Below are 15,245 nucleotides of genomic sequence, written 5' to 3' on the forward strand. Positions count from 1 at the left end.
TTTATCGTTTGGTGATGTTTTTACTGAAAATTCTGCCATCTTTTAGCGTAAAGCGCAAAACATATACTCCCCAGTCATAACCTGTCATATTGATTTTAACCTGACGGTTTAAGTCCGGGATATTCTGTTGCTGGAATTTCCAGTGAATTGTACTGTGCTGATACAATGAAACGGATTCTATAAGCCCATCCACTTCTTCTGTCCAGTCTATGGTAAGATAGTCATTAACAGGAACCGGGAACAGGCGTATTTGTTTCAGGAATGTTTTTTCATCAATAACAGGAGCTTGTCTGGTAACAGCTGCTACCTTTGATTCTTTTGAAACCATTCCTTCGGCTTGTTTACCAGCAGCGTCGATTCCCCTGTATCGCTGGTTTCCGGCCTCATCATATTTGAAATACACTTCGGTTTGGGAATAGCCGAAGAATCCTATCATCAGGGATGATAGTGAGAGTAATTTTCTTTTCATTGGTGGTTATTTTTGTGTTGATAAGAGTTGCTGAACCTGAGTTTTTAGTTCTTGAAGCTCTTCGGACTGTTTTTTTAACATCTTAATTTCCTCTGCTTGAAACTTTAATTGCTTATTTTGTTCAATAGAGTATAATGTCAATTCTTCAATCTTCTCAAGCAGCTTAGAATTCATCTCAGCAACGTTAATTCCGTTTTTCAGTACTTCCTGAGCAGTGGGAATGTTGGGCAAATGCCCTTTTTCAATAATATGTTTTTCAACATCCTCTAAAGATTTCAGCTGATATTCTTTTTTAAAAACATAATCTGCCCATACATTGGTTTTTACTTCAACTTCTTTAGCCTTAATCTTACCGTCAAATCTGGCAATAGCATTGTTGAAAAACTTGACCCATGTTCCGTTATAAGCATCCTGAATACCAAAATAAGTGGAACCGTCATTACCATCATTAGGTTGGGCGATAATGATATTGTGGCTTGTACCTTTATTTCTTAGAACTGTATCTCCGATTTGCCCACCCCAGCAGCCATTACATCCTGATTTTCCGATCTGGAATGATCCCAAAGAATTAGCAATCTCAAAAGCCGGATTGTCTTCCTTATAGATTCTGAAATACGCTTCATCACTTCCTCCCGGATCATTAATGCCTACTTTTACTACACCATTGGGAAGAATGTTCATCACTTTTGTATTGTTCGTTTTAAAAATCAGAGGTTGATTATCCGTAGTTCCAATAAAATTATTGGATGGGTTAGTTCCTGAATTTCCTGTTGTACTCCAACTTTGTGCAAATGTAAATGATGACACTAAGAATGCCATCGAAAATAATTGAGTTTTCATATCGTGTTTTTTATTATATGTTTAAATAAATATTTTTTCTATTGAATATCTAAAAATCAAAAAACAGAACCCCTGCCATTACTATTATTTTATAATACTATGAAAGATCGATCTTATAGGTCCTCATTCTATATCTATTTGTATCTCCATGTGAATGATTAAACAGTAAATACAAATCATATTGTAGATCATTTTTTTATTATCCACACATCTTGAGATATATTACTGTTAGCTAGATCATCAGAATAAACAATATGGTTCAGTATAGTAAAATCTTTAAATAAGTATTTTACAAATGTTTCCGGATGGAAAGCAGAATACATTCTATGTCCTTCTTTCGTATTGCCCCGTACTACAAGTTTTCCATTAGTAAATTCTTTTAACTCAGAGGACGTAAGCTTTGACTTAAAATTGTTTCCCTGCAGACTTACAATTAAGATCCCGTCTTTTTTTAAAACTCTTCTAAGTTCATTAATCCACTCAGTATGCATTTTTTCAGATAAATGAGTAAAAATTGAAATCCCATAAATTATATCAAAAAAATCATTTTCATAGTGTAATGGTGGAGATAGGTGATTTGTTTTAAAATCAATATGATCTATACTTTTTGAACACCAATCTATTGACTCTTCATTATAATCTGTTGCAAAAAATTGGTTAGTCTCTTCCAAAAGAGTGGGCATATGTCTAATTACTCTCCCCGGACCACATCCCCAATCTAAAATTTTTTTATGTTTAATCTCTTTGTGATTTCTAATTAAACCTATAATCCATTCTGCTGTTACTTTCCCTCCATTATAATAGCTGTCATAATCTAATAAGAAAGATTCATACATTAGATAATCTTTAGGGAGCTTAGTATTTGGATGAATTGACCTGAATTTCTTATTTTTTTTATACATTTTTAACCAGGTATAATAAAACCTGATTTGGTCAGCGAAACGGAGTAATTTTAGTTTTCTTAAATACTTGGATAACTTACTTTTTATTTTCATTTTGTGTTTTCTATGCCAAAACTATTTATATTTTATATGGATTCAAAGTACCTTTTCGTAATTACGAATATCTCTCTAAAAGTTTCTGAAACAGGCTGATGATGTACAAAAATATAAGCGTTTTGTAGTTTTTTTTAAACGAGATTAGTGTGTTTGCAATTTGTGTATCTGTCTGAATTACAATTTGAAATAAATCCTCTATCGTTTATACTTCTTTTTTAAGTATATAAGTTTTTTTTAAGCTAAAAATTCATTCGATCAAATAAACTGGATCTAAAACTATATTTTTATAATCCAGTTATATAAAGAAAAGCTTCACCTTTACAAAAAATTTCTACCTTTGTACCATGAACCTCTTAAGATGGATACTGGCAATTTATTTCATGGCGCTATCATTGATGCCATGTGCTGATGTGTCTCATCCACAGAATTCGGTAGAGAATAAGATCTCATTAAGCATTCATGGCGTTCATTCTACAGAGAAAGGAGATATCTGTTCTCCGCTGTGTGCATGCAGCTGTTGTCAGATAACAGTTTCAGCATTTAAAATGGATCCCTTATTGGAAATTCCCGAGCAGATTCCTGCTTACTTTTCAAAGAAGATCCTGTTCCACAAAAACGACTTTGCTTACCAGGTTTACGACCCTATCTGGCAGCCTCCTAAAATTTAATTTTTATTGACTTTTAGAAAGCTTTTGCTTTCTGATATTTACCTGTGCTTAAAACTTTGCAATACCATTGCAGAGGTTTTCAGGATATTTTTGCTGCAGTATTTTATACTGTGTGCATTCACTTTTCAATAAAAATTAAATACAAATCGTGTTAGATAAAATTATAAAATTCAGTATCAAAAACAAGGTGATCATTGGTTTGATGACGTTGGTGCTGATCATCTGGGGAACATGGAGCGCCACCAGATTACCTATAGATGCTGTGCCGGATATTACCAACAATCAGGTACAGATCATTACCGTATGTCCTACATTGGCCGGACAGGAAGTGGAAAAGTTGGTTACTTTTCCTATTGAACAGAGCATTGCCAATGTTCCTGATATTCAGGAGACAAGAAGTATTTCAAGATTCGGGCTTTCTGTGATTACAGTAGTGTTCAAAGAAAATGTAGATGTCTATTTTGCTAGACAGCTCATTAATGAACAGCTGAAAAATGCCGTGGAAGAAATTCCAAAAGGAGTAGGAACTCCCGAGCTGGCTCCTGTAAGTACAGGTCTTGGAGAAGTGTATCAGTATATTCTCCATCCTAAAAAAGGAAGTGAGAAGAAATACAATGCCAAAGAACTCCGTACCATGCAGGACTGGATCGTTCGCAGACAGCTGAACGGAACACCCGGAGTTGCGGAGATCAACAGTTTCGGAGGTGAATTAAAACAATATGAAGTAGCTATTGATCCCAATCGGTTAAAAGCAATGGGAACAAGCATTACCGAAATTTTTACAGCGCTTGAAAAAAACAATCAGAATACAGGAGGAGCTTATATTGATAAAAAGCCCAATGCCTATTTCATCCGTGGAATTGGTTTGGTTACCTCTTTGGAAGATATCAAAAATATCGCTGTTAAAAACGAAACAGGAAGCGTTCCGATCTTTATAAAGGATGTTGCTGATGTTCGTTTGGGAAGTGCTGTTCGTTATGGAGCGTTAACCTATGACGGGAAAGTAGATGCCGTAGGTGGAGTAGTGATGATGCTGAAAGGAGCCAACAGCAATGAAGTGGTAAGCAACATCAAAGCAAAAATTCCGACCATTCAGAAATCTCTTCCCGATGATGTGGTGATAGAACCTTTTCTGGACAGAACAGACCTTGTAGACAGAGCGATCAATACCGTTGAGAAAAACCTCATCGAAGGAGCGCTGATCGTTATTTTCGTTCTTGTGATTTTTCTTGGAAACCTGAGAGCGGGACTTATCGTGGCTTCGGCCATTCCGCTTTCCTTATTATTTGCATTGGGAATGATGAATGTTTTCGGAGTGAGTGCCAATCTGATGAGTCTTGGAGCCATAGACTTCGGATTGATTGTAGATGGTGCGGTAATCATTGTAGAAGCAACGTTACATCATTTGGGCGTAAGAAAATCTGCCCGCGCTTTGACGCAGTCCGAAATGGATGAAGAAGTTTTCCTTTCTGCATCAAAAATCAGAAGCAGTGCCGCCTTCGGAGAAATCATTATCCTTATTGTATACATTCCGATCCTTACCCTGGCAGGTGTAGAAGGAAAAATGTTTACCCCAATGGCCAAAACAGTAGGATTTGCCATTCTGGGAGCCTTGATTCTGTCACTGACCTACATTCCGATGATGAGCGCTTTGTTTTTATCTAAGAAAGTATCCCACAAAGAAACTTTCTCCGATAAAATGATGAACCGTCTTCAAAAGATCTATCAGCCCCTATTACAAAAAGCAATCAAAGTAAAGTATATCATTGTTTCTGCAACAGCTGTAGTGTTCCTTATCTCTGCTTTTATCTTTAAAAATATGGGTGGGGAATTTATCCCGCAGCTGCAGGAGGGAGATTTTGCCTTCCATTGTATTTTACCGCAGGGAAGTTCTTTGAGCCAGAGTATAGAAACCTCCATGCAGGCATCAAGAATTATCAAACAGTTTGATGAGGTCAAAATGGTCGTTGGGAAAACCGGTTCTGCTGAGGTTCCTACAGATCCTATGCCTCCTGAAGCAACCGATATGATCGTAGTATTAAAACCGCAAAGTGAATGGAAAACCAAGAAGTCCTACAACGAACTCGCGGATGAGATCAGTGAAAAACTGGAAACCATTCCAGGAGTATTTTTTGAGAAAAACCAGCCTATTCAGATGCGTTTCAATGAGTTGATGACCGGGATCAGACAGGATGTGGCGGTAAAAATCTTTGGAGAAAACCTGGATTCTTTAGCGATGTATGCGGATAAAGTCGGTAAAATCATTCAGACGGTAGATGGAGCTACGGCACCGCAGATTGAAAGGGTGAGCGGTCTTCCACAGATCAACGTTCAATATGACAGAACAAGAATCGCTAATTACGGATTAAATATCGAAGATGTCAACAATGCAGTAAGCACAGCCTTTGCTGGAAAAGCTGCCGGACAGGTTTTTGAAAATGAAAGACGTTTTGATCTGGTTGTCCGCCTGGACAGTCTTCACAGAACAGATATTTCAGATGTGAATAATCTGATGATAACATCCGCCAGCGGAGCTCAGATTCCATTGTCACAGGTGGCTAATATAAGTTATAAGCTGGGGCCGGCACAGATCAGCCGTGAACAGGGAAAACGGAGAATTGTGATCGGATTCAATGTGAAAGACAGGGATGTGGAAAGTGTGGTGAAAGATATTCAGGCAAAACTGGAGAAAGTGAAACTTCCTTCCGGGTACTACTTTACCTACGGAGGTCAGTTTGAAAATCTTCAGGAAGCCAGCAAGCGCTTGATGATCGCTGTTCCGGTATCATTGCTTCTGATTTTTATGCTTCTGTATTTTACTTTCCGTTCATTCAAACAGGCTGCATTGATCTTTACAGCCATTCCTATGAGTGCGATCGGTGGTGTATTTGCCCTTCTGGTAAGAGATATGCCTTTCAGTATCAGTGCCGGAATCGGGTTTATTGCCCTGTTTGGAGTAGCGGTATTGAACGGAATTGTTTTGATCGGAACATTCAATCAATTAGAAAAAGAAGGTGAAGCGGATATTCTGAAGAGAGTCTTTGAAGGAACAAAAACAAGATTAAGACCTGTACTGATGACGGCTACCGTAGCTTCACTAGGATTTTTGCCAATGGCTATTTCCACCGGAGCCGGAGCTGAAGTACAGAAACCTTTGGCGACAGTAGTAATTGGGGGGCTGGTAACGGCTACATTCCTTACATTATTCGTTTTACCGATGCTGTATATCATTTTTAACACAAAGATTTTGAAAAGAAAAAATAATAATACGGGAATGTTTACAGCAGTTCTTGTTGTAGGATTGATGATGCTGGGACAGACTTTTAACGCCCAATCCAGACCTATTTCTGTGGAACAGGCGGTAGAGCAGGCAGTGAATAATAACTTAACCCTGCAGTCAAAAGACTTAAGCATTAAATCCGCTGAAGCATTGAGGGCAACTGCAAAAGAACTTCCGAAATTGAGCTTTGAAGCACAGCTTGGGCAATACAACAGCCCAAAGTTTGACCAATCGTTTGCGATCTCACAGAGTATTCCTTTTCCTACACTTTTTAAAGCAAGAAAAGATTTAATCAATGAGAATATTAAAAGCAAGCAGATTGATAAGGAGATTACAGTCAATGAACTGATAAAACAGGTGCGGACTTACTATTATCAGATTGAATATCTTCAGTATAACAAGGCCCAGCTGACCAGCCTGGATCAATATTATGAGGAATTCATCAGAATTGCAACCGTAAGATTCAAAGCAGGTGATATCAAGAAAATTGAGATCAGTACTGCAGAAACCCAGAAAGGGGAAATTGATCTGCTACTCAGACAAAATGAAGTCTATCTGAATAATGCCTATAAGAATTTAAAAACTCTTATGAACACTTCGGAAGATATTGAAGTCCCGTTTAATAAAGACTATATTCCTTTGAAAGCAGAAAATGTACTCGATAGCACGGTAGTTGCCAGCAATCCTACGGTGAAAGCTTTTTACCAGGAAATGGAAATCGCCGAAAAAAACAAGAAAGTTGAAAAATCACTGGGGCTGCCAGATTTCAGTTTGGGATACACCAATCAGTCTTTGATAGGTATGCATACCATTAACGGACAGGAAAATTTTTATAATTCAGGAAAACGCTTTCAGTCGGCAACAGTAGGAGTAGCGATTCCATTGACATTTGGAGCGACGAAAGCAAGAATTCAGGCACTTGAATATGAAAAACAGGTTGCAGAAACCAATGCTAGAATGCAGCAGAAACAGCTTTCCGCTCAGTTGGAAAATGCTTTAAGCCAATATCAGCAGGATTTACAGCAATACGATTACTATACAGGCCAGGCACTTCCTAATGCTGAAAAAATTGTAAAAGCAGCTCAGCTGGGATATAAAACGGGGGAAATTTCCTATGTAGAATATCTTTTTGCCCTGCAGACTGCTACAAATATTCAATTAAAATACCTGGAATCTATCCAGCAGGTGAACCAATCTGTCGTTACTATTAATTCAATCATCAATAAATAACATGAAACTAAAACACAATATCATATATCTTACAGTCACGGCTCTTTCCATCATAAGCTGCGGAAAACAGGAAAAGGCAACGGAAAAGGCAGATATTAAAACCGAACAATCGGAAAAAGGACATGACGAGGAACCTCAAACCATAGCTTCTCTTACAGAAGATCAGATGAAATCTGTAGGAGTTGCTTTGGGAACTATAGAAATGAAAGAGCTGACATCCACGATAAAAGCTAACGGTTTACTGAGCGTTCCCAATAGTAATAAAGCAACCATCACTTCCCTGTATGGAGGAATCATCAAAACCATCAATATTCAGGTAGGAAGTATTGTGAAAAAGGGGCAGGTCATTGCCACCATTGCCAATCCGGAATATATCCAGCTTCAGGAAGATTATCTGACTACCAATAGCCGAATTACCTATGCAGAACAGGAATACAGAAGACAGAGAGAGCTTTTTGATAATGATGCAGGCGCAAAGAAAAATCTTCAGAGTGCTGATGCTGAGCTTAAAACCTTAAGAACAAAAAGAGCATCTCTTTTGAAACAGCTTCAGATGATGGGAATAAGCCCGGGAAAAGTAAGCAATGGAAACATGAAATCCGGTTTGGTGATCACAGCGCCCATCAGCGGAACAATCAGCAGTATTACAGCACAGATCGGAAGTTATGTAGATATTTCTTCTCCCGTTGCTACTGTGATTGATAACGGTTCTATCCATCTCGACCTTCAGGTGTTTGAAAAAGATCTTCCTAAAATGAGAGTAGGGCAGATTGTTCATTTTAAACTGACCAACAATCCGGAAACCGAATATGACGCAAGAATTTACAGCATAGGATCTTCTTTTGAAAACGAAAGTAAAACCATCTCTATGCATTGTGAAGTAATTGGAAACAAATCCGGTCTGATTGACGGAATGAATATCACCGGAATTGTCAGCCTTGATAAAAGCACAACCCCGGCAGTACCTACAGAAGCCATTGTAGAAGCAGATGGAAAATACTATGTGTTTATTCAGACCGATAAAAAAGTGGAAGAAGAACATGAAGAAAAAGGAAAACCACATCCGAAAACCTTAAACTTTGAGAAAATAGAAGTAGTGAAAGGAACGTCGGATATGGGCTATACCGCGATAACTCCGGTTGGAAATATTCCTGACAATGCAAAAATAGTAGTGAAAGGAGCATTTTTCGTGAATGCCAAACTGGTGAATTCAGGAGAACACGAACATTAATGAAGGCAGCCGGAACCAGTAGAATATCGTTTTTTATCCTTATATTAGAGCTGTTTACGGAATTTTTATTGAATAGAAACGGCAGAAAAAAAGCAAAGAGTATCTCACCGAATTTTTAATAAATGACCTGATTATGTTACTAAACAAAAAAATATCAGTCTGGTATTTCATCCGTGAAATAAAAACCCAAATTCTGTTCATCGGAATATTTGCCATCGCTATTGGTCTTCTGGACGAATTACCATGGTTTCGTAAGATCTCACTGCCTTTGAATATTCCCGCATTGCTGGGAACTGCGGTGTCATTACTGTTGGCATTCCGTACCTCCCAATCCTACGAAAGATGGTGGGAGGCAAGAACAGTTTGGGGAGCCATTGTCAATGATTCCAGAACTTTTGTGAGGCTTATCATTCAGTTTATGCCGGCAGGAGAAGACAAAGCAATAAAAGAGTTTGCTGAAAGACAGATCATCTGGACCTATGCCCTTGGAGAATCACTGAGAAAACTTCCATTTTCTGAAAAAGTTCAGCAGTATCTGGATCAACATCAGATCAAAGCTGTCAATATTCTCAATGCTATTCTGGATGAACATTCAAGACAGCTGAAAGAAATGGCAGTATCCAAAGGATTGACGGATTTCCAGCAAATGCAGCTGAATGACATCATCACAAGACTCTGCGACAGTATGGGAAAATGCGAAAGACTGAAGAATACCGTTTTCCCACGGTCTTACAGTGTTTTAGTTCATATTCTGATCTATGTTTTTGCGGCCATCCTTCCGTTTGGGCTTGATGATTCACAGCTGTTGGTAGAAATTGCCATTACTTTCCTGGTTCCGGTGACATTCATTGCTATTGAAAAAACATCTATCATCATGCAGGATCCGTTTGAAAATGGTCCTGTAGATACTCCAATGACTTCTCTGGCGCAGACCATAGAAATCAATATCAGACAGATGATTGGTGAGCAGAATGTTCCACCCAAAAAAGAGAATACATCTTATTATGAAATGTAATTAAACCATACCCAATATGGAAAGCACACCAACACAAACCGTTTCTGCAGGAAGCAGACATAAAAAGAATCTCCTGATTGTTCTCTGCCTTAGCGGAACCTATCTCATTGCTGAGGTAATAGGAGGAATCATTACCAATAGTCTTGCACTATTAGCGGATGCAGCCCATATGCTGACCGACGTGGTAGGATTATTGCTGGCATTTATTGCCATTAAAATAGGAGAAAGAAAAGCAGATCCATCCAGAACATACGGTTATTATAGAACAGAAATACTTGCAGCAGTAGTGAATGCTGTGGTTTTACTGGGAATTTCAATCTATGTTTTGTTTGAAGCCTATCAGCGTTTTCAGAACCCGCCGGAAGTACAAAGTAAATCCATGCTGATTGTAGCCGGAATCGGATTGATCGTTAATATTGTCGGAATGGTGATTTTAAGAAAAGATTCAGAAGGCAGTCTCAATATGAAAGGTGCGTACTTTGAAGTTCTTTCAGATATGCTTACTTCTGTAGGAGTTATGATCGCAGGAGTAATTATGCTGACCACAGGCTGGTATTATGCCGACCCGTTGATTTCAGCAGCAATCGGACTGCTGATCTTCCCAAGAACATGGAGACTTTTGAAAGAAGCTATTAATGTTTTGCTGGAAGGAACCCCTAAAGATGTGGATATTCATGCACTTCGTCAATCTTTGGAGAAAACTCCCGGAGTGAAGGGTATCCATGATCTGCATGTGTGGTCACTGACATCCAGTGTCAATGCGATGAGCGCACACGTTGTAAAAGAGAACGGGTATTCCCAGAATCAATTATTAAAAACATTGACAGATACAACGATGGCTGATTTTAAAATCAGTCATACCACTTTTCAGATCGAAGAAGAAGGCTATGAAGAAAATGAAGTCCATCTGTAACCATTTAAAAGCGTACAATGAAAAAAGATATAGAACACAAACTTATTGATAAAAACACCAAACCTACCAGCATGAGGATTTTGGTATATGATTTCTTAAGTTCTCAGGAAACGGCTTTATCCCTTTCTGAAATAGAAAATCATTTTGAAAATGCTGACCGAATCACGATCTACAGAACATTGAAAACCTTTGAAGAAAAAGGAATTGTTCACAGCATTCAGGAAAACACAACTACGAAATACAAACTGTGCGAAGATGATTGTGATGAAAAAACACACAAAGACTGGCATCTGCATTTCTACTGTAAAATATGCAAACAGACTACCTGCAAAGAAGATATTTCCTTCCCTGAAAATATCCAGACCAATTTCAGGATTGACGAAATAAGACTTTTTGCCAAAGGAATCTGCGAAAACTGTCTTGAAAGTTTGCAATAGCATTGCATCAGTCTCATCTTTACATTTGTATAAAAATATTCAGTTATGGAAAAATGCTGTAGTACAACCCCGGAAAAACCAGATACAAAAGGACACCAACATCATCACGCAGAAGGAGGCGGACATGACCACGATGGGCATGATCACTCTCACGACTCAGGAGATCAGACGGTTTTCCAGATGTTTCTTCCTGCCATAATATCCTTTATCATCTTATTATTGGGAATTGCTTTTGATAACTATATAAAACCTGCATGGTTTACAGGCTGGGTACGGTTAGTATGGTTCCTGGCAGCTTATATTCCTGTAGGATTTCCGGTATTGAAAGATGCTTATAAAAGTATCATTAAGGGAGATGTGTTTTCAGAATTCTTTCTGATGAGCATTGCAACCATTGGTGCTTTCGCTATCGGAGAATATCCTGAGGGTGTAGCAGTAATGCTGTTTTATGCCGTAGGAGAAGTATTCCAGTCTATGGCGGTAACAAGAGCTAAGGGAAATATAAAAGCATTATTGGATCAGCGTCCTGATGAGGTAACGATTATGGAAAATAATCAGCCCAAGACTATGAAGGCCAAAGAAGCTAAAATTGGAGATGTCATCCAGCTGAAACCCGGTGAAAAACTGGCGCTGGATGGGGAATTGCTTTCAGATTCCGCTTCATTCAATACCGCAGCTTTAACGGGAGAAAGTAAACCCGATACCAAAAATAAAGGCGAAGTGGTTCTTGCCGGAATGATCAATATGAACAGTATTGCTCTGGTAAAAGTAAATACAGCTTATGAAGACAGTAAACTGAGCAAAATCCTGGAGTTGGTTCAGAATGCCACAGCTCAAAAGGCCCCAACAGAATTATTCATCAGAAAATTTGCGAAAGTATACACGCCCATCGTTGTATTTCTTGCCATTGGAATCTGTTTACTGCCCTATTTCTTCGTGAACGATTACCAGTTCAGAGACTGGCTGTACAGAGCATTGATATTCCTTGTGATTTCCTGTCCTTGTGCTTTGGTAATTTCAATTCCGTTGGGATATTTCGGAGGAATCGGTGCCGCTAGCCGCAACGGAATCTTGTTCAAAGGAAGTAATTTCTTAGACAGTATTGCAGAGATTCAGAATGTAGTAATGGACAAAACCGGGACCATGACAGAAGGCGTATTCAAAGTTCAGGAAGTAAGCATAAGTCCTGAATTTAACAAAGAAGAAACCCTTCAGCTGGTCAATGTTCTCGAAAGTAAAAGTACCCATCCGGTGGCAACAGCAATTCACAATTATGTTGGAGAAATCAATCACAGCATTCCTTTGGAAAATGTAGAAGAAATTGCAGGTCATGGATTAAAAGCAACGGTTAACGGAAAAGAACTTCTGGTTGGGAACTTTAAGTTGATGGATAAGTTCAACATTCGTTATGATCTTAACCACTCCAATATTGTATATACGGTAATTGCGGTGGCCTATGATAAAAAGTTTGCAGGCTATATCACGATTGCAGACAGCATCAAAGAAGATGCTAAAGAAACCGTAGACAACCTGCATAAAATGAATGTAAAGGCTACGATGCTGAGTGGTGATAAAAGTACCGTTGTAAAATATGTAGCGGATCAATTGGGTATCGACAATGCATTCGGAGATCTGTTGCCTGAAGACAAAGTAAACAAGGTGAAAGAAATCAAAGCTAAAAACCAGACTGTAGCTTTCGTAGGAGACGGAGTGAATGATGCGCCTGTAGTGGCTTTAAGCGATGTAGGAATTGCGATGGGAGGCTTGGGAAGTGATGCCACCATTGAAACGGCAGATGTGGTGATTCAGGATGATAAACCCAGTAAAATCCCGATGGCCATCAATATCGGAAAACAAACTAAAAAGATCGTTTGGCAGAATATTGTTCTCGCTTTTGCTGTAAAAGCCGTTGTTCTTATCCTGGGAGCAGGAGGACTGGCAACGATGTGGGAAGCTGTATTTGCTGATGTAGGAGTTGCATTGCTGGCTATTTTGAATGCGGTGAGAATTCAGAGAATGAAATTTTAAAAAGCAAATAATAAACACAACTCAATTATATTGAATAAAGCTCTGCTGAATTTTCAGCAGGGCTTTTGTTTTTAAACTTTAATTTAAAAAAGGTAACAGATTTTTTGTTGGAGAAACGCAAAGGTGCAAAGAAGATAAAAATTGTAGTGTTTTTTAGGACGCAAGAAAATCAAAGATTTTCAGCAAAGTTACTTCTGAATGATCAGCTTTATTCAATCTTATTATTAGCCGTATTAAATTTTATCGGAGATAAAATCCTGGCGCCTTAAAAACAGTAAACATTGAAAAAACTTGCGTCTTTGCGTTTCCAACAAAAACAAGACATTAAAAAAATAAAAAACTCTGCCAAAAATATCAGCAGAGTTTTTATTAACAAGATTAAATTGTATATAAAGAACTAAATTGTATTCAAAGTTCGGGATAATATGATGGCAGCAACAGCCACAGTTTTGTAAATTTTAACGGTAACAGCTCAACTTTCCAATGACATTCATCATAAATGGAATATAAAACAGTTTTGAAGTAGTATATTTGTAACAGAAAAAAAAATCGTTGAGGTTATTTATTTCCATATTCGTCATTTTTACCATTGCATTACGCCCTGTTTTGCCATTGGTAAACTATGCCGTGAACTATGATTATATTGTAAAAAACCTTTGTGAGAAAAGGAATGTACCACAATCCACCTGTAAGGGAAAATGCTATGTGGAAAAAGAACTGGCAAAAACAGAAAAGCAGTCCAATAGTTCCCAAACTATAAAGATTGCGGGATTAGATGTTTTTATTTCTCATGATATTCTTTCATTTTCGTCACAGCTGAACTCAGAATTACTTATTAAAGTTCCGGACTCAAGCTACTTTAATTCTCATTCTTCAGAATACTTTTCAAGGATATTCCATCCTCCGTTAGTTTAGTTTTTATTTTAAACTATATTTTTAGTTTAATAAGTGGGGATTTTCAAAATCTTCATTAATAAGCCGTTAAAGAAACATTCTGCAGTTAAAATTAACTGTTGTAAGTATAAAGGATGCATCAGTTATTCTTAAGAAATGTTGTGCTTTTCCGACTTACATTGTACCATAACTTATTTAATAGTATTAATTCAATTTAACATTACAATGAAATCTCTCATTATTTCGGCTGCTGTGCTGTCGATATCATTGCTGTCGTGTGCGAAAGAAACGCCTAAGGTAAAGCATGCAAGCCACATGGATACCTCCGGAAAGAAAATAGAAAATATACAGGTAGTGAATAAAGAAGACCCTATCTGCCACATGAAAACTGCCGGATCTACTCAAGATACTGCGGTATATAAAAATAAAACGTACGGTTTTTGCAGTGTGTACTGCAAAGATGAATTCAAAAAAAATCCTGAGAAATATGCCCAAAAATAAAAAGACCGCAAATAAAAGTAAAGTGATCATACCCATTGCGGTATTTGCATTGCTTTTTCTGGGAATCGGGGTAGGAATGGGATATTTTAAAAAGAATCTTTATACTGTCATGAAAGTTCCGGATTTTGAACTTACAGATCAGAACAGTAAAAAAGTTACCAATAAAGATATGGTGGGAAAGGTATATCTCGTAGAATTTTTCTTCAGCAAATGTCCTACCATATGCCCGGTGATGAATACCAATATGAAGGCAATCCAAAACCAGATTAATGATCCCAACTTCGGCATTATCTCCATCAGTATTGATCCGGAAAATGACACGCCTGAAGCTTTGAAAGAACATGCCCAAAGAATTGGTGCAAAATCTCCCAACTGGCATTTCCTGACCGGAGATCGTGCCTATATTGGAAATCTCGCTGATCAGTTTAATATCTATGTGGGTGACAAAGAAGATGAAGGAGAAAGCCTGAACCACAGCGGAATGATTGCTTTGGTAGATCAGGAGGGAAATATCCGTTGCAGATACAACAAAGAGAACATGCCCATTCTCTATTATTCAGGACTAAATTATGAAGATCCGGAAGGAAAAACACCTATGCTGACAGGAAAATATCACCCGGACAGAGAAATTCTGATTGAGGATATTAAGAAATTATTGAAATAGGGAAGGAGGGAAGCCGGATGTCTGAAGCTGGAAGTTATTCCAGACGATGAAGCTCCAGCAGTTTTTTGAGATGGCTG

General features: G+C 38.1%; 13 protein-coding genes. 10 read left to right on the forward strand and 3 right to left on the reverse strand.

The window, feature by feature from the left end; genetic code table 11:
• Position 1 precedes the first annotated feature (1 nt).
• From V0410_RS17410 to V0410_RS17420, 3 genes are all read right to left on the reverse strand, one after another.
• Complete coding sequence (locus tag V0410_RS17410; RefSeq protein ID WP_330745054.1) at positions 2-469, reverse strand: hypothetical protein; 468 nt, start codon at positions 467-469, stop codon at positions 2-4.
• Positions 470-475: 6 nt separating this feature from the next.
• Complete coding sequence (locus tag V0410_RS17415) at positions 476-1,309, reverse strand: cell wall anchor protein (protein ID WP_330745055.1); 834 nt, start codon at positions 1,307-1,309, stop codon at positions 476-478.
• 188 nt (positions 1,310-1,497) lie between these two features.
• Complete coding sequence (locus tag V0410_RS17420; RefSeq protein WP_330745056.1) at positions 1,498-2,304, reverse strand: class I SAM-dependent methyltransferase; 807 nt, start codon at positions 2,302-2,304, stop codon at positions 1,498-1,500.
• Between the two features lie 347 nt (positions 2,305-2,651).
• On the opposite strand from V0410_RS17420, the gene V0410_RS17425 reads away from it, so the two are divergent.
• The 10 genes from V0410_RS17425 (at position 2,652) to V0410_RS17470 (ending at position 15,168) form a co-directional block, all read left to right on the forward strand.
• Entirely contained in the window at positions 2,652-2,975 is a 324-nt protein-coding gene (locus tag V0410_RS17425) for a DUF6660 family protein (protein WP_330745057.1), read from the forward strand.
• A gap of 148 nt (positions 2,976-3,123) precedes the next feature.
• Complete coding sequence (locus tag V0410_RS17430; protein ID WP_330745058.1) at positions 3,124-7,485, forward strand: CusA/CzcA family heavy metal efflux RND transporter; 4,362 nt, start codon at positions 3,124-3,126, stop codon at positions 7,483-7,485.
• Position 7,486: 1 nt separating this feature from the next.
• Positions 7,487-8,716, forward strand: coding sequence for an efflux RND transporter periplasmic adaptor subunit (locus V0410_RS17435; RefSeq protein WP_330745059.1), 1,230 nt, complete (start codon positions 7,487-7,489; stop codon positions 8,714-8,716).
• Between the two features lie 133 nt (positions 8,717-8,849).
• Positions 8,850-9,731, forward strand: a complete 882-nt coding sequence (locus V0410_RS17440) for a bestrophin family protein (protein WP_330745060.1) — start codon at positions 8,850-8,852, stop codon at positions 9,729-9,731.
• A 16-nt stretch (positions 9,732-9,747) separates the two neighbouring features.
• The gene (locus V0410_RS17445) at positions 9,748-10,644 is read left to right on the forward strand and encodes a cation diffusion facilitator family transporter (protein ID WP_330745061.1); all 897 of its coding nucleotides are present in this window, start codon (positions 9,748-9,750) and stop codon (positions 10,642-10,644) included.
• Positions 10,645-10,661: 17 nt separating this feature from the next.
• Positions 10,662-11,081 carry a Fur family transcriptional regulator gene (locus tag V0410_RS17450; RefSeq protein ID WP_330745062.1) on the forward strand — a complete coding sequence of 140 codons (420 nt, stop codon included), beginning with the start codon at positions 10,662-10,664 and terminating at the stop codon, positions 11,079-11,081.
• A gap of 45 nt (positions 11,082-11,126) precedes the next feature.
• Positions 11,127-13,109 carry a heavy metal translocating P-type ATPase gene (locus tag V0410_RS17455; protein WP_330745063.1) on the forward strand — a complete coding sequence of 661 codons (1,983 nt, stop codon included), beginning with the start codon at positions 11,127-11,129 and terminating at the stop codon, positions 13,107-13,109.
• A 552-nt stretch (positions 13,110-13,661) separates the two neighbouring features.
• Entirely contained in the window at positions 13,662-14,024 is a 363-nt protein-coding gene (locus V0410_RS17460) for a hypothetical protein (RefSeq protein WP_330745064.1), read from the forward strand.
• 204 nt (positions 14,025-14,228) lie between these two features.
• On the forward strand, positions 14,229-14,504 hold the full coding sequence (locus V0410_RS17465) for a YHS domain-containing protein (protein WP_330745065.1): 276 nt from the start codon (positions 14,229-14,231) through the stop codon (positions 14,502-14,504).
• Positions 14,491-15,168 (forward strand): SCO family protein, encoded by a 678-nt coding sequence (locus V0410_RS17470; protein ID WP_330745066.1) that lies wholly within the window; start codon positions 14,491-14,493, stop codon positions 15,166-15,168. Before V0410_RS17465 ends, V0410_RS17470 begins: the two co-directional genes overlap by 14 nt.
• The last annotated feature ends 77 nt before the right edge of the window (positions 15,169-15,245 follow it).

This window comes from Chryseobacterium sp. CP-77 (assembly GCF_036362765.1).
Taxonomy (GTDB): Bacteria; Bacteroidota; Bacteroidia; order Flavobacteriales; family Weeksellaceae; genus Chryseobacterium; species Chryseobacterium cupriresistens.